Raw genomic sequence first — 23,832 nt, forward strand, 5'->3', positions numbered from 1 at the left:
AACAAGGGTTCTCACATGGACACTTTCGTGACGTTCACGATCCTGGGCCTCGTGCTCGGGTCCGTGTACGCGATCGCAGCCTCCGGGCTGGTGCTCACCTACAACACCTCAGGCATCTTCAACTTCGCGCACGGCGCCCAGGCGATGCTCGGCGCGTTCCTCTACTGGCAGCTGCGCGTCGGCTGGAACCTGCCCACCCCGCTCGCCCTGCTGATCGTGCTCGGTGTCTTCGGTCCGCTCATGGGACTGGCGCTGTACTTCCTCATCATGCGGGGCCTGCGGGACACCGCGGAGGTCACCAAGATCGTGGTGACCGTCTCGATCATGCTCGGCATGCTGTTCCTCTCGCAGTGGTTCTGGCACCCCGAGGAGCCGCGCACCCTGACGATGTTCTTCGGCGACAACAGCAAGGTCTCCTTCTTCGGCGCCACCGTCCGCTACCACGAGATCCTCTGCCTCGTCGCGGCCGTCGCCATCGCGGTGGGCCTGCGGCTGCTCTTCACCCGCACCCGGATGGGCGCGACCATGCGCGGCGTCGTGGACGACCCGGACCTGCTGCGGCTGAGCGGGCACAACCCCGAGCGGATCGCCGGCTTCTCCTGGGCACTGAGCTCGATGCTGGCCGTCCTCGCCGGCATCCTCGTCACCCCGATCAGCGGCGGCACCCTCGAGGCAAACCTGTTGACCCTGTTGGTGATCGACGCCTTCGCGGCCGCGATGTTCGGTCGGTTGCGCAGCATCCCGCGCACCTTCGTCGGCGCCGTGGTGCTCGGACTGGCCGGCACCTACCTGCTGGGGTACGCGCCGACCACCTGGACGTGGACGTCGAACCTGCGGGTCTCGCTGCCGATGATCGCGCTGTTCGTGGTGCTGATCGTGCTGCCGCAGGACCGGTTGCGCGGCGCCGCCGTCCGCACCCGGGAGCGGTACCACGTGCCCAGCGTGCGCAAGGCCGTCGCGTGGGGCGCGGCCCTGATCGTGATCGTGTACCTGATCCGCCTGCTCATGGTGGAGTCCGCGATCTCGACGCTCACGATCGGCATCACCTTCGCGATCGTCGCGCTGTCACTGACCGTGCTCACCGGGTACGCGGGCGAGATGAATCTGGCGCCACTGTCGTTCGGCGCGGTCGCCACGATCGTGGTGTACCACTTCGGGATCTCCGGCTCGGGCCTGGCGCAGCGCCTCACCGTGCTGGGTGTGGTGCTCGGCGTCCTGGTGGCGGCACTGGTCGGCGGCCTGGTCGCGCTGCCCGCACTGCGTCTGCGTGGCCTGTACCTGGCGCTCGCGACCATGGCGTTCGGCGTGTTCCTGTCCAACATGGTGCTGCGTGACACCACCGAGCACGAGCTGTTCGGGGTGAAGTTCTCCATCTTCACCGGTGGCTCCCTGGTGATCCCGCCGCTGAAGGTGGGCCCGCTTGACCTGGACAACGAGACCACCTTCCTGATGACCGCGACGGTGCTGTTCGCCGTGCTCGGCGTCGCGGTGGTGGCGCTGCGCAACAGTGGCTACGGCCGGCGGCTGGCCGCGATGAAGGACAGCCCGGCCGCGTCCGCGATGCTCGGCCAGAACCTGGTCAAGCTCAAGCTCAGCGTGTTCATGATCTCCGCCGCCATCGCGGGCCTCGGCGGCATCCTGATGTCGAGTGCGATGGGCGCGGTCTCCGGCGACAGCTTCACCATCATCATCAGCCTGTCGCTGCTGATGCTGACCGTCGTCGCGGGCATCGGCTACGTCAGCGGCGCCTTCTTCGGCGGCGTCATGGCCGGCGTCGGTTTCGCGATCATCATGGTCTCGTTCAACAACCTCGCGAAGGCGCAGCCCGAACTCGAGGGGCTGTACCTGCTGCTCGGCAACATCGCCGCGGTCAGCCCCGCGCTGATCGGTATCGGCGTCGGGCACAACCCGTCCGGCAGCGTGCACCAGGTGGTCGAGGGCTACCGCACCCTGCGCAACGCCAAGCCCGTGCTGTTCGGCGGCGCCGCGTTCGTGGCAGTGCTGTACGTGCTGGCGCTGACCGGGATGCTCGACAACTGGTGGTTCGCGTCGCTGACCATCGCGACGGTGTTCCTGCTCCCGGTGATCGGCCAGATGGTGATGCCCGCCGCGGTCCTGGGCGAGGAGGAGCTGGCCCGGCGGCGCACCACGCCGCCGGAACTGGTCGGTATCGACGAGCCCTACACCGAGGAGGGCCGGATCCGGCTGGACAACGAACTCGGCCTGCCCGCAGTGACGGTTCCGCCCGTCCGGGCGCTGCCCGCGGCGAGCCCGGTCGTCCAGCCCGCCGTCAACGTGACGGAAACGGTGAAGGAGTTGACTGTCAATGGGGTCTCGTGAGTTGCCGGATCCGGCCACCCCGCTGCTCGAAACACGGGGCATCACCGTCCGATTCGGTGGGCACACCGCGGTGGACGAGGCCAGCATCGCGGTGCACCGCGGCACCGTCACCGGCCTGATCGGACCCAACGGCGCCGGCAAGACGACACTGTTCAACACCGTCACCGGTCTGCAGAAGCCGACCAGTGGTCAGGTGTTGATCGACGGCGTCGACGTCACCCGGAAGGCGCCGTACAAGCGGGCGCACATGGGCCTGGCCCGGACCTTCCAGCGGCTGGAACTGTTCCTGTCGCTGTCGGTGCGGGACAACCTTCGGGTCGCCGGCGACATCCACCGCAGCGGCACCCGGCGCAGGTACGACGTCGAGGCGGAGACCGACCGGCTGCTCGAGCTCACGGGTCTGGCGGACGTTGCGCACCAGGATGTCTCGGACATCCCCACCGGCCGGGCTCGCGTCGTCGAGGTGGCCCGCGCGTTGATGACGGACCCGCGGGTACTGCTCCTCGACGAGCCGGCGTCCGGGCAGACGGAGAAGGAGACGGACGACTTCGCCGAGCTGTTGGTGCGGCTGGCGTCGGACGGTCTCGCCATCTGCCTCGTCGAGCACGACCTGCCGCTGGTGATGCGGGTGTGCTCGCAGATCCACGTGCTGGACTACGGCGCCCTGATCGCGTCGGGAACCCCGCAGCAGGTGCAGAAGGATCCCGCGGTGATCGCCGCGTACATCGGAACGGAGGCGGTGGCATGACGGCACCGGCGATCGACACGTCGAATCCCTCGGCAGCGCACCCGGAACCGTTGCTGGAGCTGGTCGGGGTGCGGGCCGCCTACGGTCCCATCGAGGTGCTGCGCGGGGTGGACCTCGCGCTGTACCCGGGAACCGTCGTCGCGTTGCTCGGGCCCAACGGCGGCGGCAAGACGACGACGTTGAAGGTGTGCTCGGGGATCATGCCCGTGTCCGCAGGCGAGTTCCGGCTCGCGGGCCGGTGCGTCAACGGCGTCGACGCCTCCGAGCTCGCCCGACTGGGCATCTGCACCATCCCCGAGGGCCGCGGGGTGTTCGCCAACCTCACGGTGCGTGAGAACCTCTGGGTGGCAACGGGTACCGGCGCCAGCCTCAAGGACCTCGAGGCCGCCGCGTACGAGCGCTTCCCGATCCTCGGCAAGCGTCGCCACCAGATCGCCGGCTCGATGTCCGGCGGCGAGCAGCAGATGCTCGCGCTGTCCCGCGCACTGGGGACGGCACCGACCGTGCTGTTGCTCGACGAGCTCTCGATGGGCCTGGCACCTCGGGTGGTCACCGAGATGTACGACATCGTCGGACAACTCGTCGAGGAGGGACTGTCGATCCTCGTCGCCGAGCAGTTCGCCCGTGCCGTGCTGCCGATCGCAACCTCCGCGGCGCTGATGCTGCAGGGCCGGGTGGTCCGCAGCGGGGACCCGCAGGAAATCGACCGTGAACTATCTACCAGTTACCTAGGAGGATGACGATGACCGCACTCGCGCAGGACCGTCGTGAGCAGTTCAAGAAGGACGTGTCCGAGTTGAAGTTGAAGTCCGGCGGCAGTGGCGGCGACGGCGCGACCCGGATCGTGGGCCTGGCGTTGATGGTGGTCGGGGCGGTGGCCGCGTTCATCGTCTACCTGTCCTCGCTCACCCAGTCCGACCTGCGCAACATCGCGTCCTACCAGATCCTGGCGACCGCGTTCCTCGCGGTGACCGTGATCGGCGCGGCGTTGTACCTGGCCGGCGCGGTCGCGAAGGTGCTGCGGCTGTGGCTGCTGCGTCAGCTCTACGAGGCGCAGGCGCAGACCGACCAGATCGCCGAGGCACTGCGCAAGTAGTCGCTCGTCGATGCCCGGCCCGGGACCCTGTCGGTCTGACATGTACCGACAGGGTCCCGGGGTCAGCGCCGGATCCGGCCGCTGGCGAAAAACGCCCCGGCGGTGATCAACGCGGCTACGGCGAAGGCCATGCGCAGCGCCTCGAGTCGTGCGTCGGTGTTGACGGCGACTATGGCGTCCGCGGTGGACTCGCTGACCGAGGCTTCGGCGAGCGCCGACCGGAGTTGGGTGTCGGACAGGAAAGGCACGCCCGCAACCAGTTCGGTGCTCGCCTGCTGTTGCACCGACGGCGGCACCTGCGGGTTGGCCGCGATGCCCGCCGCCACCGATGCGCTGAGGGTGCCGATCAGGACCGAACCGATCAGGGCGGTGCCCAGCGAGGCGCCGAGATTGGTCGCCGTGTTCTGCAGTCCGCCGACCTCCGGGCTCTGCTCGTCCGGCACCGCGGAGACCGTCACCGCGCCCAGCTGGGAGGACAGGGCGCCGAGCCCGAAGCCCATCAGCAGCATCGGCACGGCCACCACCGCGGCGTTCGCGCCCGGGTCCATGCCCGCCGCCAGCATCAGGATTCCCAACAGCATCGACGTCAGCCCGAACCGGACCACGCGACGGGGACTGGCGTGCGGCCACACCTTGGGAATGCCCGCGGCGGCCACCAGCAGCGACACCGACAGCGGGAACAGCCGGACACCGGTCTCGAGCGCGTTGAGCTCGAGCACCACCGACAGGAAGAGCGGCACGACGAAGAACACGCCCGCCTGAATCATGAACTGGGCGAGGAACATCGTCAGCCCGCCGGTGAGCTGGTCGTTGCGCAGCAGTCGGACGTCGAGCAGCGGCTCGCCGCCGGTCTCGGTCAGGTGCGATTCCCACCGCAGGAACCCGTAGACCACCAGCATGCCGGCGAGGATCAGCCAGAACGTCGGGGACAGGCCCAGCACCGCGGTCCCGCCGGGATACGGGCGCAGCCACCCCCACTCGCTCGACCGCAGGACGCCGTAGACCAGCATGCCCAGGCCCGCCACCGACAGCGCGGAGCCCACCAGGTCGAGCCGTACCCGGCGCGGCGCCACGTCCTCGATTCGTTTGAGCACCAACAGGATCGCCGCCACCAGGACGACCTCGCCGAGGAAGACGTACCGCCAGGACGCGAACGTGGTGACCGCCCCGCCGATGAGTGGGCCGGCGGCGACGGCCATGGCGCCCGCCGCGGCGATCAGGCCGTAGGCCCCGGGCCTGCGCTCGGGCGCGAAGTTGGCCGCGACCAGGGCGACGATGGCCGGCATGATCAGTGCCGCGCCGAGACCCTCGAGCAGGGACCAGCCGATCAGCAGCACCGCCAGGTTCGGTGCCACCGCGGTGGTGAACGATCCGATCCCGTACACGACCAGACCGATGCCGAATGCGCGTCGACGACCCAGGATCGTGCCCACCTTGCCGCCGGTGATCATCATCGTCGCCATCACCAGGGTGTAGAGCGTGATGGCGGTCTGGATGCCGGTGATGGTCGTGCCGATGTCCGACGCCACGGTGGCCATGGACACATTCATCACCGAACTGTCCAGGGTCATCAGGAACTGGCCGGCGGCGAGTACCGCCAGCACCAGGCGTGAACCTGAGTGGCCGGTGGCGCTCCCGGCGGGGACCGGTGCCGGGGAACTCATGATCGCTCAACAGTCACTTTTGTCGCCTCGCCGTCCTCGGTCGCCGCGTGATCGCCGGACGCCCTGGTCTGGAGCGGTGCGCCGGTCAGCTTCGTCGATTGTCGCCCCGCGCGGCCAACGGCGGATTCATCCGGCTCGGGTGAATCGGCAGCCAGGCCGTGACTGCTGCCCTTAGGCTGACAGAGCGGCGCTGGTCGTGTTCGCGTCGCTACCCGGACCTGACCGGAGGCACCGTGAGCACTCATCCGTCCGCGCGTCGAGAAGTCATCACCCCCGCCTACACAGGCAGGCTCGCCACCGATCCCGTACCAGCCCTCCGGATGCCCGAGGAGGACATGGACCCGGCGGCCGCCTACCGGTTCATCCACGACGAGCTGATGCTCGACGGCAGTTCCCGGCTCAACCTCGCGACCTTCGTGACCACCTGGATGGATCCCGAGGCAGAGCAGCTGATGGCCGAGACCTTCGACAAGAACATGATCGACAAGGACGAGTACCCGGCGACCGCGGCGATGGAGTTGCGCTGCGTTGCCATGGTCGCGGACCTGTTCAACGCCCCGGACCTGTCCTCGACGGACCCGGCGTCGGCCACCGGGGTGTCCACGATCGGGTCGAGTGAGGCAGTGATGCTCGCCGGCCTGGCACTGAAGTGGCGGTGGCGGGCGGCGCGGCAGGCGGCGGGCAAGGACGCGTCCCGGCCGAACCTGGTGCTGGGCAGCAATGTGCAGGTGGTGTGGGAGAAGTTCTGCAGGTACTTCGAGGTGGAGCCGAAGTACCTGCCGATGGCGCCCGGACGCTACTCCATCACTCCGGACCAGGTGCGCGACGCGGTCGACGAGAACACCATCGGGGTGGTCGCGATCCTCGGGACCACATTCACCGGAGAGTACGAGCCGGTCAGGGAGATCGCGCAGATGCTCGACGAGGTGGCCGCGTCGGGTGGTCCCGACGTGCCGGTCCATGTCGACGCGGCCAGCGGCGGCTTCGTGGCCCCGTTCCTGCACCCCGACCTGCATTGGGATTTCCGGCTCCCGCGGGTGGCGTCGATCAATGTCAGCGGCCACAAGTACGGCCTCACCTACCCGGGCATCGGCTTCGTGATCTGGCGCGACCGCGAGGCTCTGCCGGAGGACCTGGTGTTCCGGGTCAACTACCTGGGCGGGGACATGCCGACGTTCACGTTGAACTTCTCCCGGCCCGGCAGCCAGGTGGTGGGCCAGTACTACAACTTCCTGCGCCTTGGCCGCGCCGGATACCTGTCGATCATGCAGTCGCTGCGCGCGACGGCGGTGCAGATATCCGACCGGATCTCCAGGATCGAGGGGCTCCGCCTGATCACCGACGGCACCGCGATCCCGGTGATCGCGTTCGAGCTGACCGGGGATCCCGGGTACACGGTGTTCGACATCTCGCACGAGCTGCGGGCGCGAGGCTGGCAGGTGCCCGCGTACACGATGCCCGCCGACGCCGAGGACGTCGCGGTGCTGCGGGTCGTCGTCCGCGAGGGCTTCAGCGCCGACCTCGGTCACTACCTGTGCGACGACCTCGAGGCGGTGTGTGCGGACCTACGCGAAAATGGCACCCGGCGACATTTCCATGAACAACATTTCGCGCACTGACGGCGGGGTACCGGGTGTCAGCGGGTGTCGCGGCGCAGCGGGTGGTCCGCGGGCACCTGCACCAGGACGATGGGGACGCCGTCGGGGTCGGCGATCCACATCTCGTGCAGGCCCCACGGTTCCTGCTGCGACGCCCGCACGATTGGGACCCCGGCCCGGGTCAGCTCCGCCTGCACGTCCTGCAGGTCGCGGACCTGTAGCCACAGCGCGCCGTGGAACGTCGACGGACCGGCCGAACCACCGTGCGCGGCAAGCTCGACCATCGACTGTCCCGCAAAGAACACCGTGCCGCCCGGGTACTCGCGGGCAATCGCCAGTCCGAGGGCGTCGCGGTAGAACCGCAGGGTCGTCGGGTAGTCCGCCGGCCGCAGGATCAGCCGGCTGCTCAGGATCTCCACCGTCATGCCTCCTCGGGTGGGGTGGACTCGTGACCCGGACGGCCGTGGGTGCGCCGGGCCTCCTTCATCAACGCCTCGTACAGGTGCCGGCGGCCGTCGAGGACCGCCTCGCGCACCTCCCGTTCCCAGTCCCGGAACTCCGTCCAGTAGCCGTCGTCGAATTCCTCGACCACCTGGAAGGTCCAGCGCCCGCGGAGCACGTTGCGCCCGACCAGCTCCTCCTCCAGCCGGTCGGCGAGCCCGCGGTGTCCGGCCGCCCGCAGCGCCTCCACCGCCTCGCCGAGCTGACGGTCGGCATGCCCGATCAGCTGGTGGAAGCCGTACAGGTGGCCGCGCGCGCGTTCGACCGTTTCCAGTGCCTCCGACAGCTTTCCGGCCGCCGCGACCTCGGCGTCGGTGACGCGGTCGGGTCGGCGGTGCTGTGGCGCGGGCTGCTCGGGATCGGCCATCAGTTCAGTGTGCCTGACATCGGTCACGGCACGCCGTGATCTCGACACCGGATTCGTGACACGAAAGGGACAACGCACATGACCTCGAACGTGATCGCAGACCCGATACCCGGCGGCGACACCCTGCCGTTCCCGCCGACGCCCTCGGGGAGTATCGCCGGTCGCACCATGCAGGAGTCGGTGTACAGCCCGCGGCCGAAACCGCGGCGGCTGCCCGACGACGCCCCGAACATCCTGGTCGTGCTGATCGACGACGCCGGGCCCGGGCTGCCCACCCCGCTCGGCGGCGAGGTCGCCACCCCCACCCTCGAGCGGGTACTCACCGAGGGCGTCGGGTACAACCGCTTCCACACCACCGCGATGTGCTCGCCGACCAGGGCCGCGCTGCTGACCGGGCGAAACCACCATCGCGTCGGCTACGGGCAGATCGCCGAGTTCGCGAACGACTGGGACGGCTACTCCGGACACATCCCGAGGTCCAGCGCGACCATGGCCGAGGTGCTGCGGCACTACGGCTACAGCACGGCCGCCTTCGGCAAATGGCACAACACCCCGGCCGTGGAGACCACCGCGGCCGGTCCGTTCGACAACTGGCCCACCGGGGTCGGATTCGAGTACTTCTACGGCTTCCTCGCCGGGGAGGCCTCGCAGTACGAGCCGAACCTGGTGCGGAACACCACCGTCGTGCTGCCGCCGAAGACACCGGAGCAGGGCTACCACCTCAGCGAGGACCTCGCCGACGACGCCATCGGCTGGCTGCGCCGGCACCAGGCCTTCGACGCCGACAAGCCGTTCTTCATGTACTGGGCGAGTGGCTGCCTGCACGGCCCGCACCACGTGACGAAGCCGTGGGCCGACCGGTACGCGGGCAGGTTCGACGACGGCTGGGATGCCTACCGGGAGCGGGTGTTCCTGCGCGCCAAGGAGGCAGGCTGGATCCCGCCGGAGGCCGAACTCACCGCGCGGGACGCGACGATGGCGGCCTGGGACGACATCCCCGAGGAGGAGAAGCCGTTCCAACGGCGGCTGATGGAGGTGGCGGCCGGCTACGCCGAGCACTGCGACGTCCAGGTGGGACGGCTGCTGGACGAGGCGGAGCGGCTCGGGTACCTCGAGAACACCCTCGTCGTGTACATCTGGGGCGACAACGGCTCGTCGGGGGAGGGGCAGGGCGGGACGATCAGCGAGTTGTTGGCGCAGAACGGGATTCCCACGACGGCCGCGCAGCACATCGCCGCGCTCGACCAGCTTGGCGGCCTTGACGTGCTGGGCTCGCCGGTGACCGACAACATGTACCACGCGGGCTGGGGGTGGGCGGGCAGCGCGCCGTACAAGGGCATGAAGCTGTTGGCCTCGCACCTGGGCGGTACCCGGAACCCGATGGCGGTGCGATGGCCTCGGAAGGTGGCGCCCGACCCGACGCCGCGGTCGCAGTTCCTGCACTGCAACGACCTGGCGCCGACCGTCTACGAGCTCGTCGGGATCACCCCGCCGCGGATGGTCGACGGCTTCCCACAGGACCCGATCGACGGCGCCAGCTTCGCGCAGTCGCTGGTCGATCGAGAGGCGAAGGCGGGCAAGCTCACCCAGTACTTCGAGATCATGGGCAGCCGGGCGATCTACCACGACGGCTGGATGGCCTCGGCCTTCGGTCCGCGGGCGCCGTGGCTGCCGGGCATGCCGCCCGGGATCATGGACTGGAGCCCGGACGACGACGTCTGGGAGCTGTACAACCTGGACGAGGACTGGACGCAGAACCACGACCTCGCGGCGGAGCAGCCGCAGAAGCTGGCGCAACTGCGCGAGCTGTTCGCCATGGAGGCGGCGCGCAACGACGTGCTGCCCGTCGGCGGCGGACTGTACGTGCTCACGCATCCGGGGTTGCGGGTCGCGACTCAGCAGCGTCGGTGGGACTTCTCCGGCGACATCACCCGGATGCCCGAATTCTGTGCTCCCGCACTGGGAAACAAGAACAACCGGGTGACCCTCGAGCTGACGGCCCCGGACCGGGCCAGTGGGGTGCTGTACGCGCTCGGCGCCAACTCGGGCGGGCTGACGTGCTACGTCGACGACGGGTACCTCTGCTACGAGTACAACCTCTTCATCCTGATGCGGACGAAGATCCGGTCGTCGGAGCGGTTGCCGTCGGGCGGCCGTGTCGTCACGGTGGAGACGTCGTACGTGCAGGAGCGGTTGGGCGGGTCGCTCCGGGTGGTGATCTCGGTGGACGGGGAGACGTTCGCGGAGGGGGTGGTCCCGGTGAGTGCGCCGTTGCTGTTCACCGCCAACGACTGCCTGGACGTGGGCACCTGCCTGGGTTCGCCGGTGTCACTGGACTACCGCGACCGGGCCCCGTTCCCGTTCGAGGGGCAGATCGAGCGCATGCGGGTGGAGTACACGTGAGGTGGATTCGGTAGCAGGCTCCGGGGTGCTCCGAGTTCTGTCGGGTGTGGCTGAACCCGGGGTACGTCGGGGGTGGGGCCTCGAGTGTCGGCGCATGGCATCTGCCTCCGTTCGGGTCGGGCAGCCGGCGCGGGCTGCGTCCGGGTCAGTGCTTGGCTGTGGTCAGGCGTAGAGCCGTGCGACGAAGGCGCTCATGTTCTCGCGGACCCGCTCGACCTTCTCCTCGATGCTGAGGTGTTCGCGGTACCGGTTGCCGAGTGCGGGCCGCTTCTTGTTGCGTGCGTACAGCGAGCAGGCGAGGTCCGTGCACATGTACGTGCCGGTGGTGTTGCCCCGGCGCCCGGAGTCGCCCGCCCTGAGCGCGGCCATCAGCGAGACGCCCCGCCGGTGTGCGTGGTCTTGCAGATCGCGCACATCTGGGCTCGGCCGGACCCGGGGGTCGGGTAACGCAGCGCGACACCGACCAGACGATCGTCGTGCGGGACGACCAGGTAGCCGCGGCCGGGTAGCGACGGGGCACGCCAGCCGAGGAAGTCCAGGTCGTCCCACGGCAGATCGTCGAGGTCTCGGGGGACCGGTAGTCGCTTGGCGTCGCCCTTCGAACAGTTGACGAAGGACTCCCTGATGTCACTTTCGGTGACGGGTTCCATGACGGATCGGCTCCTTCTCGTTGATTGTTGCCAAACCGAGGTGACGTTACGACCGGTCATTGTGTTGGGCAAAGGGTTTTCTGTGCGGGGTTCTTCCGTGCTCGGGGCGACCTGCGTGGGCCGTGGGTCGGCCGGCGCGTATGCATTCCGACCCTCCGCTTCATGGCCCGGGTTCGAGGCGGTCCAGCAAGAATTCGGTCGGGTGGTGGATCGTTCGGCTGGCGCCACGGGTGAGCTGTCGGTGCTCAGGAAAGCCGGTCCTGTCAGGTGTCTTCTCGTTGCCGCAGACTTGTCGTACCCCCTCGCTACACTTCGAACAGAACGTCGAATCGGGGCCCGGGGGGGGTGACAACGATGACCGCAGTTCACGACCACGCCGACGAGCATGTCATCGACAACGCCCCGCTCGCCGCCGCCCTCCGCACCGTCGAGACCGGCATGCAGTCGCTGCGCGGACTCGACACCGCCGCCGTCTCCAACCGGGACCGACTCGCCCTGCTGGTGCGACTCGAACGCATCGCCCGCACCGTCCCCGCCCTCGGCCACACCGTGGTCAACCAGCTCCTCGAACAACGCGCCGCCGACGAGTTCGGCGGCACCACGGTGCGGGAGCTGCTGGCGGACACCCTGCGCATCAGCCCCGCCAAGGCCGGGGAAAGGATCCACGCGGCGACCGAACTCGGCGCCGCCACCACCCTCGGCGGGCAGCCCCTGGAACCGAAGCTCGCCGCGACCGCCGCCGCCGCACACCACGGCGACCTCGACCCCGCGCACGTGGACGTGATCCGCGAGTTCCTGCACCAACTGCCCGCCGCCGTCGACGCCGGCACCCGGCATCAGGCCGAGGCCCAGTTGGCCGGGCAGGCGCTGATCCTGCGGCCCGACGAACTGCGTGCGGTGGCCCGCCGGCTCGCGTCGGTCCTCGATCCGGACGGGACCCTCGACGACGAGACGGACCGGGCCCGCAAGCGGTACTTCCGGATGGGACCGCAGGGCCGGGACAAGATGACCAACGGTTCGTTCTGCACGGACCCGGAGGGCCGCGCCTATCTCGAGGCGATCATGGCCAAGCTCGCCAAGCCGGGTATGTGCAACCCCGAGGGGGAGGGGCGGGACGAGACGCAGCCGGGCAGCGAACCACACACCTCGTCCGAGGTACCCGAAAGCAGCTCCCCAGCAACACCAACCGCAGACACCCAACCCACCCCCAGCGCCGCCGCCCGCGACCACCGCACCCAGGGCCAACGCCAACACGACGCCCTCAAGGCCGTCCTGCGCTCCGTCCTCGCCTCCGGCGAACTCGGCCGACACCGCGGCGTCCCCGTCACCGTCGTCGCCACCATGACCGCCCGCGACCTCCAGGACTCGACCGGCCACGCCGTCACCGGCGGCGGCACCCTCGTCCCCATGCCCGAGATGATCCGCATGGCCGCCCGCGGCGCCCGCCACTACCTCGCGATCTTCGACGACGACGGCCGACCCCTCTACCTCGGCCGTAGCAAACGCCTCGGCACCACCGACCAGCGAATCGTGCTCTACGCCAAGGACCGCGGCTGCACCTTCCCCGGCTGCAGCAGTCCCGGCTACTGGTCCCAAACCCACCACGTCAACGACTGGGCCGACGGCGGCGACACCAACGCCGACGACCTTCCCCCGAGCACTTCGTGCAGGGAGGTGCCCCCACCTTCGGCTGCGAGACCCACCACGCCCTCGTCGGACCCCGCCCGGACCAGTGGGCGACCACCCGCACCGGACCCGACCACCGGTTCCCTGGCCGGACCCTGTGGCATCCCCCGACACACATCGACCCCACCCGCGCCGGGCGGCTGAACCACTACCACCACCCGATGGAGTACCTGCTCCGTGACAGCGACGGCGGCGACGGCGGGCCGGGGAGTGACGACGAATCCCGAAAACCCGGCGCTGCACAGCCGGATCGACGGTGAACAGCCTTCCCACTCAATTCTTCCCGCTGGACGGGACGGTTCGCGGGCACGCCGCCGAGGCCTGCCTACGGTCCTGGGACCAGCCGTTCCCGGCTCTGCATCCGAGAGGACCCGACACTTGAACACCACTCCGATCCGTCCAGTCGCCGCCGCCGACATCGAATCCTGGGACTTCGAGGCCGACGTGGTCATTGCCGGCTACGGCATCGCGGGCGTCTCCGCGGCCATCGAGGCAGCCGATGCGGGCGCCGAGGTGCTGGTACTCGAGCGGACCGGCGGATGGGGCGGAGCGGCCGCACTGGCCGGCGGCTTCGTCTACCTCGGCGGCGGCACCGCCGTCCAGAAGTCCTGTGGCTTCACCGATTCCGTCGAAGAGATGAAGAACTTCCTGAGGGCGGCGCTCGGCCCGGGGGTGGACGAGGCCAAGCTCACGGACTACTGCGAGGGCAGCGTCGCGCACTTCGACTGGCTGGTCGAGTGCGGGGTGCCGTTCAAGCACACCTTCTGGGGTGAGCCGGGCTGGAAACCGCCCGCCGACGACGGACTGCAGTACACCGGCGGCGAGAACTCCGCCCCGTTCAACACGCTCGCCGTCCCCGCGCCCCGCGGCCACGTGCCGCAGATGGACAACAAGAAGAGCGGCGAGAAGGGCGGCGGCTACATGCTGATGAAGCCGCTGTCCGAGAAGGCCGAATCCCTCGGGGTCAGGGCCGAGTACGACATGCGGGTGCAGACCCTCGTCACGGATGCCGACGGGCGGGTGGTCGGACTGGTCGCCAAGCAGTACGGCAAGGAGGTCACGGTGCGGGCCCGCCGCGGCGTGGTCCTCGCGACCGGCAGCTTCGCCTACAACGACGCGATGATCGAGGCGTACGTGCCGCGGCTGATCGGTCGGCCCGCCGCCTCCATCGAGGAGCACGACGGTGCGTCGATCCGGATGGCCCAGGCACTCGGCGCGGACCTGGCCCACATGGACGCCAGCGAGGTCGCGTTCTTCTGCGACCCGCAGCTGTTCGTCCGGGGCATCCTCGTCAACGGTCGCGGCCAGCGCTACGTGCCGGAGGACACCTACCCGGGTCGGGTCGGCCAGCTGACCCTGCTGCAGAACGACAACCAGGCCTTCCTGGTGATCGACGAGGCGGCCTACGAGGAGGGCATGGCAGCCCCGACCGCGACCGAGCAACTGCGCCGCACGCCGACCTGGGTCTGCGAGACGGTGGAGGAGCTCGAGGCCGAGATGGGTCTGCCCGAGGGCGCACTCACCGCGACGGTCGCGATGTACAACCGGCACGCCGCGAACGGCGCCGACCCGCTGCTCGGGAAGAAGTCCGAGTGGGTCAAGCCCATCGGCAGCCCGGTCGCGGCCATCGACCTGCGGGGCATGACCGGCGGCTTCACCCTGGGCGGGCTGAAGACGTCGGTCGACTCCGAGGTCCTGCACGTGACGGGCGAGCCGATCCCGGGGCTCTTCGCCGCCGGACGTTGCACCTCCGGCCTGTCTGCCTGGGGTTACTGCAGTGGGATCTCGCTCGGCGACGGCAGCTTCTTCGGCCGTCGGGCGGGGAAGGCGGCGGCCGCCGAAGGATGACCAGGCTTGAATGTGGCGCCGATCACTGATAAAAAGAATTGATTCTAATTCTGGCTCGGTCGGTGATCCCGGGCTGCGACCACAAGGGACGTGCAGCGATGACTGTTGTCGACATCAACGCGCACAGGACGTGCGGAACCGGACGACGGCCGGCGCGGGAGTCGATGCTCGAACGCATGACGTTCATCGTCGACGCGTTCGACGATCCCAACGAGGTGCTCATGCTCGAGGACGTCACGGTCCGGGCCGGCCTGCCCCGATCGACCACCCATCGGATCGTCACCGAGCTGGTCGACCTGGGCTGGCTCGCCCGGACCGGCCGCGGCTACGCCCTGGGGACCCGTGCGCTCGGTGCGCTCGGGCCGCAGGCCTCGCACGCCCGGATCCGGATCGCCGCGAGCGACATCGTGCAGGAGCTCTACCTGCGCACCGGGATGGTGGTCCACCTCGGCGTCCTCGACGGCTCCCAGGAGTACTTCCTGGACAAGGTCGGCGGTCCCTTTGCCCGTGCCCTGCGGTCCCGGGTGGGGTCGCGACTGGCCGCCTACCGCGGCACCGGCGGACGCTCGATGCTGGCGCTGCTCACCCCGGAGCGGGTGGACCAGCTGGTCGGCGACGAGCTGGCCCGCGACGACGCCCGCGGCAAGTGGACGCTGCCCCGACTGCACACCGAGCTCAACCGTATCCGCGGCGCGCAGGGTGTCGCCTACGAGCTGACCGAGAACGTCTCCGGCATCGGGGCGGGCGGCATCGGCAGCCTCGCGGCCGCGATCCGGACCAGTGACGGCACCGTGGCGTCGCTGTGTGTCGCGGGCGAGGCGCACAAGGTACGGCCCGAGCGGGTCGCCCCGCTGGTCCGGGAGGCTTCGGTCAGGCTCGCGATGGCGCTCTGAGGGCGCCGCGGCACCGCTGCCCGCACAAACGGCCCGGGGCGTGATCGGCGACTGCCGCTCACGCCCCGGGCCGTTTGTGCGCGGAGATCCGGTTGCTCAGAAGTACCAGGGGTACGGCGACCAGTCGGGGTCGCGCTTCTCGAGGAACGAGTCCCGTCCCTCGACCGCCTCATCCGTCATGTAGGCCATCCGGGTGGCCTCGCCCGCGAACAGCTGCTGCCCGACCAGTCCGTCGTCCTGCAGGTTGAAGGCGTACTTGAGCATCCGCTGGGCCTGCGGGGACTTGCCGTTGATCTTCCCGGCCCACTCGATCGCGACGTCCTCGAGCTCGGCGTGGTCGACGACCTTGTTCACCGCGCCCATCCGGTGCATCTCCTCGGCGGTGTAGGTCTCGCCGAGGAAGAAGATCTCGCGGGCGAACTTCTGGCCGACCATCTTCGCCAGGTACGCGCTGCCGTAACCACCGTCGAAGCTGCCCACGTCCGCGTCGGTCTGCTTGAAGCGGGCGTGCTCGCGGCTGGCCAGGGTCAGGTCGCACACCACGTGCAGGGAGTGTCCGCCGCCGGCCGCCCAGCCGTTGACCAGGCAGATGACCACCTTGGGCATGAACCGGATCAGGCGCTGGACCTCGAGGATGTGCAGCCGACCGGAGCGGGCCTTGTCCACGGTGTCCGCGGTCTCGCCCTCGGCGTACTGGTAGCCGCTGCGGCCCCGGATGCGCTGGTCGCCGCCGGAGCAGAAGGCCCAGCCGCCGTCCTTGCTGCTCGGGCCGTTGCCGGTCAGCAGCACCGCGCCCACGTCGGAGGTCATCCGGGCGTGGTCGAGCGCCTGGTAGAGCTCGTCGACGGTGTGCGGGCGGAAGGCGTTTCGCACCTCCGGGCGGTTGAAGGCCACGCGCACGGTGCCCTGCGTGATGTGCCGGTGATAGGTGATGTCCGTGAGGTTCTCGAACCCGGGGACCGGACGCCACAACTGCGGATTGAAGGTCACGGTGCCCAAGGTTATCCCCCCGACCGTGAACTCCCGCCGGACCCCGGGGGCACGCTGGCCGGACCCCGGCACGGGCCCTGACCGGACCCCCGGCCGTGCGGGTTACCGTGCAGGACATGAGTGAGCGCGTGGAACGAGGCGGCGAGTACGAGAAGCACGGGGGATTCCCCGTCTACCGGGCCGTCGAGGACAACGGCGGACCCGACTTCGGTCGATTCGTGGAGGGCATGCGCACCGTGCAGGACCTCGCGGTGTCCACCGCGCCGCCGCCGGAGGTGCTCGCACAGGCCGCGGAGCAGGCCGAGGCCCTCGCCGCACTGCTCGCGCCGTACCAGGTTCCCGAGGGGGAGCAGACCGGCGGACGCTCGATCGGGCTGCCCGGCCGCGGCAGCCTGCTGATGCTCCCGTGGACCGTCGAGAAGTTCGACGCGACCGGCGTGCGCAGCACCGGCGTGTTCCGCCGATTCCACATGGGCGGCAACGGCGCCGCGCACGGCGGCACGCTGCCGTTGCTCTTCGACGACATGTTCGGGATGATCACCCACGCGTACGGACGCCCGATCAGCCGCACCGCGTACCTGCACGTCAACTACCGCAAGATCACCCCGATCGACACCCCGCTCGTCATCGAGGGGCAGGTCGACCGGGTCGACGGGCGCAAGACCTTCATCACCGCCAAGCTCATGGACTCCGAGGGCACGGTGCTCGCGGACGGTGAGGCGCTGATGCTGGTGCTGCTCGCCGGCCAGCCCTGACTCCGGCGGCGCTGACTCCGTCCAACTCCGACCGCGCGCCACTCGGCCGCCGCCCGCCGGGTGAAAGGATGACCGCATGCTGCCCGCACACCGTCAGGGCGCCTACCGGGTCCGGTTCGACTGGGGCCCGGTGGGAGCGGCGGCGGTCGTCGCGGACTGCGACGTCGCTGTCGTCGTCGACGTGCTGTCCTTCACCACCACGCTGACCGTGGCGCTCGACGCCGGCACCGTTGTCCACCCGTTCCGCTGGGATCCCGATTCGGCCGCGACCTATGCCGCCGAGCTGGGTGCGGCGGTGGCCGTCGGCCGCTCGCGCGGGGGTGCGGGCAAGGTGAGCCTCTCGCCCCTGTCGGTGCGCGGCGCCGCGGGCGGCGGGCGGCTGGTCCTGCCCTCGCCCAACGGTTCCGCCCTGTGCTTCGGTCTGGCCGAGACGGGGGTGACGGTGTTGGGCGCCTCCCTGCGCAACGCCTCGGCGGTCGCGCGCTGGGTGCGAAGGCGCGAAGGCGCGAGGGTGGCGGTGATCGCGGCGGGGGAGCGATGGCCCGACGGTTCGCTGCGGCCGGCCGCGGAGGACCTGTGGGGCGCGGGGGCGGTCCTGCACGCACTCGGCCCGCTCGACCCGGCGGAAGCCTCGCCGGAGTCGCGTTCGGCGGCAGAGGCATTCGTCGCCGCCTCCGGAGACCTCACCGGACGGCTGCGGGAGTGCGCCAGCGGGCGCGAACTGATCGACAAGGGCTTCGCCGAGGACGTGGCGATCGCCGCCGAGTTCGACGCCACCGCGGTGGTACCGGTGCTGCGGGGCGACGCCTTCGAGGACGGGAGCGAATCGACATGACCGAGAATTCGTCGGCCGCAACGGAGCTGGCGGTGCCGACGCTCGGCGAACTGCTCGACGGCGCGGTGGTGGTGAGCCTGCCGATGCGGGTCCGGTTCCGCGGCATCACCAGCCGAGAGGTACTGCTGCTGCGCGGGCCCGCCGGTTACGGGGAGTTCGCGCCGTTCCCCGAGTACGACGATGCCGAGTCGGCTGCATGGCTGCGGTCGGCAGTCGAGGCCGCCTGGCTCGGCCCGCCGACCGCGCTGCGTGCGACCGTGCCGATCAACGCCACGGTGCCCGCGGTGGACGCGGCCCGGGTCCCCGAGATCCTCGCGCGGTTCCCGGGTGCACGGACCGCGAAGGTGAAGGTCGCCGAGCGCGGCCAGGCCCTGGCCGACGACCTCGCCCGCGTCGCCGCGGTCCGCGAACACGTCGAACACGTCCGGGTCGACGCGAACGGCGGGTGGACGGTCGGGGAGGCCACCGCGGCGCTGGCGGCGCTGACCGCCGACGGTCCGCTGCAGTACGCCGAACAGCCTTGCGCCACAGTGCCCGAGTTGGTCGAGGTGCGACGGCGCCTGGCGCAGCAGGCGGCCGCCTCGGGTGGCCTGCCGGTGCCCGTCGCCGCGGACGAGAGCATCCGCCGGGCCGAGGACCCGCTGCGGGTGGTCCGGGCCGGCGGAGCGGACGTCGCGGTGGTGAAGGTCGCGCCGCTGGGGGGCATGCGGGCATTGCTGCGCCTGGCCGACGAACTGTCCCGGCACGGGGTGCCGGTGGTGGTCTCGAGCGCCCTCGACTCCGCGGTGGGGATCGGCGCCGGCCTGGCCGCGGCGGCCGCGCTGCCGGACTCGGGGTACGCCTCCGGGCTCGGCACCGGCGGCTTCTTCGAAGCGGATGTCGCCCCGCCCCGCGTCGTAACTGGCGGGTCGCTGGCCGCCGCCGTCGTGGCGCCGGACCCCGAACGACTGGCCGCGTTGCGGGCCACGCCGGAGCGTGCTCACTGGTGGCTGGCCCGGCTCGCGCGCTGTCACGAACTCCTGCGGACCAGTTGACGGAACTCGAAGTGCCCTGCGTCGTATAGGGTTCGGCGTCGACACCCAAGTCAACATCGGAGGAATTGAAAGTGGTTGCAGCGCTGCACGAAACCCTGCTCGACCCGTCGCGGCTGTCCGCCGTCGTCGCGGACGCGCAGGAACTGATCGACGCCGAGGTCTCGGACAAGGGCGGTGCCTCGGGACTGGCCGTCAAGGCGGGCTACGGCGCGGTCAAGAAGGTCGGGCCGTCGATCGTGCCGGACGCGGTGGAGGGCCTGCTGCCCGGCTTCCTCGAGCGGCTCGAGCCGTTCTGGGCGGACTTCGCGGCGAACGATGGCACCGGCTTCGGTGACTACCTGGCCGCCCGCGGCGAGGAGGTGGCGGACGCACTGCTGGGTGTGACCGACGAGAAGATCGAGGGCTCGGACAAGTCCGCGATCAAGAAGGTCTACTCGACCATGCGTCCCTCGGCGAAGAAGAACGTCGTCGAGGCACTGCCGCGCCTGGGCGCGCTGGTCCAGAAGCACGCCGGCTAGAAACGTTCGAACGGAGCCCGTGTGCCCCTCCGGTTGCCACCGCAGCCTGGAGGGGCACGCGGGCGTTGTGCTCAGTAGGCGGCGCGGCCGTGGCGCCAGTACCCGGTGAACGAGATGTCGGACTTGGGCACCTTGCGGTCGTTGACCAGGTGTCGGCGCAGCCCGGTCGGCAGCTCGCTCTCGCCGGCGACGAACGTGTACGACGGCCCGGCGGGCAACTGCGCCGCCCGCACCGTCTCCAGCGCCAGCACCCCCGGTCGGTCGTGCGGGTCCGAGCGCACCAGCCAGTGCAGGTTCACCCCGGCCGGCGCGGCCAGTTCCTGGGCGTCCGCGGCGTCAGGGATCTCGAGGTACACCTCCGCCCGCAGGTCTGCGGGCGACGACGCCAGGATGCCGGCGATCGCGGGCAGCGCGCTCTCGTCGCCGACCAGCAGCTGCCAGGCGGCGTCCGGCGTCGGGTTGTAGATCAGGCCCTCGTCGAGCAGTGCCAGACGGTCGCCCGCGACCGCGGTCCGGGCCCACTCCGAAGCCGGGCCGCTGCCGTCTCCCGCCGAGTCCTCGGCGTCCCCTGCGTGCTCCGGGATCTCCGCGCCGTCGAGGGCGGCATGCAGCACCATGTCGATGTCGATCTCCGGGACGGCCTCGCCGAAGGTGGCGTGCTCCGCGTCCCGGTATGCGCGGACCGTGTAGTTGCGGACCACGGGCCGGGTGCTCTTCGACATCGCCAGGTACTGGGCGTACCAGAGGTTGCTCGCCTTGGACGGCAGCCGCAGCTCGCTGTGCCCGGGCTGCGGGAGGAACAGCCGGAACCACTGGTCGAAGCCCATCGGGGTGAAACCGCGCAGGTCCTCGCCGCCGACCGTGACGCGGATGAAGTGGGGGCTGACCTGTTTGCTGCCGAGCACCCGCGCGGTGGTGACGTGCCGGTTCTCGGGTTTGACGAACTTGCTGCGCTTGGCCATGTCCTCGGTTCCTCGGTGCTGGGTCATGTCAGATCGGGGTCATGTCAGATCGGGGTCATGTCACGATCGGGCTGAGTCAGGCAAGCCTAACCGAAGGCTGGCTCAGGACGGTCGGCCCGGCCGCCGCAGCACCCGGACCTCGGGAGGCAGCCCCCACTCGGCACGGCCGAGCCGGCTGACCGGGGCCAGCGCGGCGAAGTCCGGCAGGCCGTCCTCGGCGAGCGCGCCGGTGCGCACCGAGATCGCGCGCACCGCGCCCATCACCACGAAGCTGTTGCCGACCTCCACCACCCGGTGCAGGCCGCATTCGATGGCGATCGGCGACTGCGCAACCCGCGGAGGCCCGACCGTCTCGCTCGGCTCCGCCGTCACGCCCACCGCATCGAACTCGCTGACCCCGGACTCGAACGTCGCCGAGCTGGCGTTGACCCGGTCGATCAGCGCGGCCGTCGCCAGGTTCACCACGAATTCGCCGGTCTCCTCGATGTTGCGCAGGCTGTCCTTGCGGGTCACCGAGGTGAACTGCACCACCGGCGGTGCCGAGCTCGACACGGTGAAGAAGCTGTACGGCGCGAGGTTGGTGACACCGTCGGCGGAGCGGGTGGAGACCCACGCGATCGGACGTGGCACCACCGAGGCGGTCAGGAGCCGGTACATCTGCTCGTCGGCGAGGTCGGCGGATTCGAAGAGCGTGCGCACCCGGACCATGCTGCCAGCCGCCGCCGGTGGGCTCCGGCGGGTCTGACACCCTGGAACTGTGAATCCGTCCACCGCCCAGGCCACCGCTGTCGTCGACGAGCTGATTCGCGGCGGCGTCCGCGACGTGGTGCTTTGCCCGGGTTCGCGCAACGCCCCCCTCGCATTCGCGCTGCAGGCCGCCGACAACGCGGGGCGCCTGCGCCTGCACATGCGGATCGACGAGCGCACCGCGGGATTCCTCGCGGTGGGTCTGGCGGTCTCGGACGGCCGCCCGGTGCCGATCGTGATGACCTCCGGGACGGCCGTGGCCAACCTCGGTCCGGCGGTGCTGGAGGCGAACTACGCCCGGGTGCCGTTGGTGGTGCTCAGCGCCAACCGGCCCTACGAGATGCTCGGCACCGGCGCCAACCAGACCATCGAGCAGCTGGGCATGTTCGGCAGCCAGGTACGCGCCACGATCAGCCTGGGGCTGGCCGAGGACGGCGGTGAGCCCGGGTCGTCGCGCGGGCTCCGTTCCCACGAGCAGAACAGTCAGTGGCGCTCGGCGGTGTGCCGGGTGCTCGCCGCCGCCCGCGGAACCCGTTCCGGCAACGCCGGTCCGGTGCACTTCGACATGCCGCTGCGCGAGCCGTTGGTGCCCGACGTGCACCCGCAGGGCCCGGTGCCGCAGGGCCGGCCCGGCGACGCGGCGTGGACGACCACCGCACAGGCCACCCTGGACGTCCCGGTGGAACTGGACCTGACCGCGGACACGGTGGTGATCTCCGGCCACGGTTCCGGTCACCACCCCGAACTGGCCGGACTGCCCACCGTCGCCGAGCCGACCGCGCCGATGCACGGCGTGCCGCTGCACCCACTGGCGCTGCCGCAGCTCGCCCCGCGGCAGGCGGTGATCACCGGCAGGCCGACGCTGCACCGCCCGGTCTCCGCGCTGCTCGCGGACCCGCGGGTGGCGGTCTACGCGCTCACCACCGGGCCGCGCTGGCCCGACGTCTCCGGCAACGTGCTGGCCACCGGCACCCGCGCCGTGGTGTCCGGCACCCCCGACCAGGCCTGGCTCGAGCGTTGCCGGCACCTGACAGAGCATGCGGACAAGGCGGTGCGGCAACAGCTTTCGGTACACCAGCAGCCGACCGGGCTGCACGTGGCCCGGGTGGTGATGGACGCGCTCGTCGACGGCGACCAGCTGGTGCTGGGTGCGTCGAACCCGGTGCGGGACGCCGCGCTGGTCAGCTACCCGCGACCGGGCGTGCGGGTGCTCTCGAACCGCGGCGTCGCCGGCATCGACGGCACCGTGTCCACCGCGGTCGGCGCGGCGATGGCCGCGGACCGCCGCGGACCCGACCCGCGGACCGGCGCCGGCATCCGCACCATCGCGTTGATGGGCGACCTGACCTTCCTGCACGACGCGTCCGGCCTGTTGATCGGCAGCGGCGAGCCCCGGCCCCGCGACCTCACCGTGGTGGTCGCCAACGACGACGGCGGCGGCATCTTCGAGCTGCTCGAGCAGGGCGATCCGCAGTACGCCGGGGTCTTCGAGCGGGTGTTCGGGACGCCGCACGGGATGGACCTGTCCGCGCTGTGCGCCGCCTACCGGGTCGCGCACCGGGCGCTGGACCCGGACCAGCTCTCGGTGGCACTGGGCGAGCCGAACACCTCGGGCATCAGGGTGCTGGAGGTCGCGACCGAACGGTCGGGGCTGCGTGAGCTGCACGCCTCGGTGCGGGCACAGCTGTGAGCGCTGCGCCGATGAGCGCTGGAGGGCCGATGAGCGCTGGAGGGCGGGGGAGCCAGCCGCGGATGAGCGGGAAGGTCGCGCGGCGGGTCCAGGTCGGGGTCCTGGTGGTCGCGATCGGGATCTCCTCGCTCGCGGTGCTGCTGGTGCTGGCGGCCTGGCGCAACGACCACACCATCGCCTCGGACAAGGGCGTCGCGACCGCTGAGGTGCTCTCCGCGGGCGCCCGTCGATCGGCGATCAGCTTCGTCACCCCGGACGGGGTGACCCACAACCCGAAGCTCGGGGTGCTCTACCCCACCAAGCTGACCGTCGGGCAGCGGATCGACGTCGAGTACGCGAAGTCGGACCCGGACCTGGTCCGGGTGGCCGGCCGCGACGCCCGGGTGGCGCTGGTGCCGGCCGGGTCGGTGATCGTGGTGACCTGGCTGTTGGCCGCGCCCGCGTTGTGGTGGGTCCGGCGACCCCGGCCGCCCTCCGACGCTGCCGCCGACTGAACGCCGCCCGGCA

At 70.4% G+C, this 23,832-nt stretch carries 20 protein-coding genes and 2 pseudogenes; 15 read left to right on the forward strand and 7 right to left on the reverse strand.

Features of this window, described 5'->3' with window-relative positions:
* Positions 1–15: 15 nt before the first annotated feature.
* The 4 genes from RT2_RS01155 to RT2_RS01170 are packed head-to-tail and all read left to right on the forward strand — an operon-like array spanning position 16 to position 4,184.
* Complete coding sequence (locus tag RT2_RS01155) at positions 16–2,340, forward strand: branched-chain amino acid ABC transporter permease (protein WP_083576992.1); 2,325 nt, start codon at positions 16–18, stop codon at positions 2,338–2,340.
* Positions 2,327–3,088, forward strand: coding sequence for an ABC transporter ATP-binding protein (locus RT2_RS01160; RefSeq protein ID WP_072842677.1), 762 nt, complete (start codon positions 2,327–2,329; stop codon positions 3,086–3,088). The genes RT2_RS01155 and RT2_RS01160 overlap by 14 nt, the downstream gene beginning before the upstream one ends.
* Complete coding sequence (locus RT2_RS01165; RefSeq protein WP_072842678.1) at positions 3,085–3,828, forward strand: ABC transporter ATP-binding protein; 744 nt, start codon at positions 3,085–3,087, stop codon at positions 3,826–3,828. Before RT2_RS01160 ends, RT2_RS01165 begins: the two co-directional genes overlap by 4 nt.
* Positions 3,829–3,830: 2 nt before the next feature.
* The gene (locus tag RT2_RS01170) at positions 3,831–4,184 is read left to right on the forward strand and encodes a hypothetical protein (RefSeq protein WP_072842830.1); all 354 of its coding nucleotides are present in this window, start codon (positions 3,831–3,833) and stop codon (positions 4,182–4,184) included.
* A gap of 62 nt (positions 4,185–4,246) precedes the next feature.
* Here the strand turns inward: RT2_RS01170 and RT2_RS01175 are convergent, their stop codons facing one another.
* Entirely contained in the window at positions 4,247–5,848 is a 1,602-nt protein-coding gene (locus RT2_RS01175; RefSeq protein ID WP_072842679.1) for an MFS transporter, read from the reverse strand.
* A 233-nt stretch (positions 5,849–6,081) separates the two neighbouring features.
* On the opposite strand from RT2_RS01175, the gene gad reads away from it, so the two are divergent.
* Positions 6,082–7,467: a glutamate decarboxylase gene (gad, locus tag RT2_RS01180; RefSeq protein ID WP_072842680.1), complete on the forward strand. Its 1,386-nt coding sequence runs from the start codon at positions 6,082–6,084 to the stop codon at positions 7,465–7,467.
* Positions 7,468–7,484: 17 nt separating this feature from the next.
* Here the strand turns inward: gad and RT2_RS01185 are convergent, their stop codons facing one another.
* Both RT2_RS01185 and RT2_RS01190 read right to left on the reverse strand, forming a co-directional pair.
* Positions 7,485–7,865, reverse strand: coding sequence for a VOC family protein (locus tag RT2_RS01185; RefSeq protein ID WP_072842831.1), 381 nt, complete (start codon positions 7,863–7,865; stop codon positions 7,485–7,487).
* A 2-nt stretch (positions 7,866–7,867) separates the two neighbouring features.
* Positions 7,868–8,317 carry a hypothetical protein gene (locus RT2_RS01190; RefSeq protein WP_092776118.1) on the reverse strand — a complete coding sequence of 150 codons (450 nt, stop codon included), beginning with the start codon at positions 8,315–8,317 and terminating at the stop codon, positions 7,868–7,870.
* A 75-nt stretch (positions 8,318–8,392) separates the two neighbouring features.
* Between RT2_RS01190 and RT2_RS01195 the strand changes: the two genes are divergently transcribed.
* Positions 8,393–10,717 (forward strand): arylsulfatase, encoded by a 2,325-nt coding sequence (locus tag RT2_RS01195; protein WP_072842682.1) that lies wholly within the window; start codon positions 8,393–8,395, stop codon positions 10,715–10,717.
* A 162-nt stretch (positions 10,718–10,879) separates the two neighbouring features.
* On the opposite strand, the pseudogene RT2_RS01200 reads toward RT2_RS01195, so the two are convergent.
* Positions 10,880–11,367: pseudogene (locus RT2_RS01200) on the reverse strand (FBP domain-containing protein).
* A 438-nt stretch (positions 11,368–11,805) separates the two neighbouring features.
* On the opposite strand from RT2_RS01200, the pseudogene RT2_RS01205 reads away from it, so the two are divergent.
* The 3 genes and pseudogenes from RT2_RS01205 (at position 11,806) to RT2_RS01215 (ending at position 15,794) form a co-directional block, all read left to right on the forward strand.
* Positions 11,806–13,313, forward strand: a pseudogene (locus RT2_RS01205) (HNH endonuclease signature motif containing protein).
* Between the two features lie 118 nt (positions 13,314–13,431).
* A complete protein-coding gene (locus tag RT2_RS01210) occupies positions 13,432–14,901 on the forward strand; it encodes an FAD-dependent oxidoreductase (protein ID WP_072842684.1) in 1,470 nt (489 codons plus the stop codon).
* 98 nt (positions 14,902–14,999) lie between these two features.
* Positions 15,000–15,794 carry an IclR family transcriptional regulator gene (locus RT2_RS01215; protein ID WP_139191234.1) on the forward strand — a complete coding sequence of 265 codons (795 nt, stop codon included), beginning with the start codon at positions 15,000–15,002 and terminating at the stop codon, positions 15,792–15,794.
* A gap of 96 nt (positions 15,795–15,890) precedes the next feature.
* Here the strand turns inward: RT2_RS01215 and RT2_RS01220 are convergent, their stop codons facing one another.
* Complete coding sequence (locus RT2_RS01220; protein WP_072842832.1) at positions 15,891–16,784, reverse strand: 1,4-dihydroxy-2-naphthoyl-CoA synthase; 894 nt, start codon at positions 16,782–16,784, stop codon at positions 15,891–15,893.
* A gap of 116 nt (positions 16,785–16,900) precedes the next feature.
* On the opposite strand from RT2_RS01220, the gene RT2_RS01225 reads away from it, so the two are divergent.
* The 4 genes from RT2_RS01225 to RT2_RS01240 all read left to right on the forward strand — a co-directional run bounded on the left by RT2_RS01225 (position 16,901) and on the right by RT2_RS01240 (position 19,926).
* Positions 16,901–17,539, forward strand: a complete 639-nt coding sequence (locus RT2_RS01225) for a PaaI family thioesterase (protein ID WP_072842686.1) — start codon at positions 16,901–16,903, stop codon at positions 17,537–17,539.
* 76 nt (positions 17,540–17,615) lie between these two features.
* Positions 17,616–18,374, forward strand: coding sequence for a 2-phosphosulfolactate phosphatase (locus RT2_RS01230; RefSeq protein ID WP_072842687.1), 759 nt, complete (start codon positions 17,616–17,618; stop codon positions 18,372–18,374).
* Positions 18,371–19,408, forward strand: a complete 1,038-nt coding sequence (locus RT2_RS01235; protein ID WP_072842688.1) for an o-succinylbenzoate synthase — start codon at positions 18,371–18,373, stop codon at positions 19,406–19,408. The genes RT2_RS01230 and RT2_RS01235 overlap by 4 nt, the downstream gene beginning before the upstream one ends.
* A 71-nt stretch (positions 19,409–19,479) precedes the next feature.
* Positions 19,480–19,926 carry a DUF6918 family protein gene (locus RT2_RS01240; protein WP_072842689.1) on the forward strand — a complete coding sequence of 149 codons (447 nt, stop codon included), beginning with the start codon at positions 19,480–19,482 and terminating at the stop codon, positions 19,924–19,926.
* A 71-nt stretch (positions 19,927–19,997) separates the two neighbouring features.
* Here RT2_RS01240 and RT2_RS01245 read toward each other — a convergent pair whose 3' ends face one another.
* Positions 19,998–20,888 carry a siderophore-interacting protein gene (locus tag RT2_RS01245; protein WP_072842833.1) on the reverse strand — a complete coding sequence of 297 codons (891 nt, stop codon included), beginning with the start codon at positions 20,886–20,888 and terminating at the stop codon, positions 19,998–20,000.
* Between the two features lie 102 nt (positions 20,889–20,990).
* On the reverse strand, positions 20,991–21,596 hold the full coding sequence (locus tag RT2_RS01250; RefSeq protein ID WP_371851128.1) for a flavin reductase family protein: 606 nt from the start codon (positions 21,594–21,596) through the stop codon (positions 20,991–20,993).
* A gap of 49 nt (positions 21,597–21,645) precedes the next feature.
* On the opposite strand from RT2_RS01250, the gene menD reads away from it, so the two are divergent.
* Both menD and RT2_RS01260 read left to right on the forward strand, forming a co-directional pair.
* Complete coding sequence (gene menD, locus RT2_RS01255) at positions 21,646–23,325, forward strand: 2-succinyl-5-enolpyruvyl-6-hydroxy-3-cyclohexene-1-carboxylic-acid synthase (protein WP_072842690.1); 1,680 nt, start codon at positions 21,646–21,648, stop codon at positions 23,323–23,325.
* Positions 23,326–23,387: 62 nt separating this feature from the next.
* On the forward strand, positions 23,388–23,819 hold the full coding sequence (locus RT2_RS01260; RefSeq protein ID WP_072842691.1) for a DUF3592 domain-containing protein: 432 nt from the start codon (positions 23,388–23,390) through the stop codon (positions 23,817–23,819).
* Positions 23,820–23,832 lie beyond the last annotated feature (13 nt).

The organism is Rhodococcus tukisamuensis NBRC 100609 (genome assembly GCF_001894985.1).
In the GTDB taxonomy this organism is placed as follows: domain Bacteria; phylum Actinomycetota; class Actinomycetes; order Mycobacteriales; family Mycobacteriaceae; genus Rhodococcus_G; species Rhodococcus_G tukisamuensis.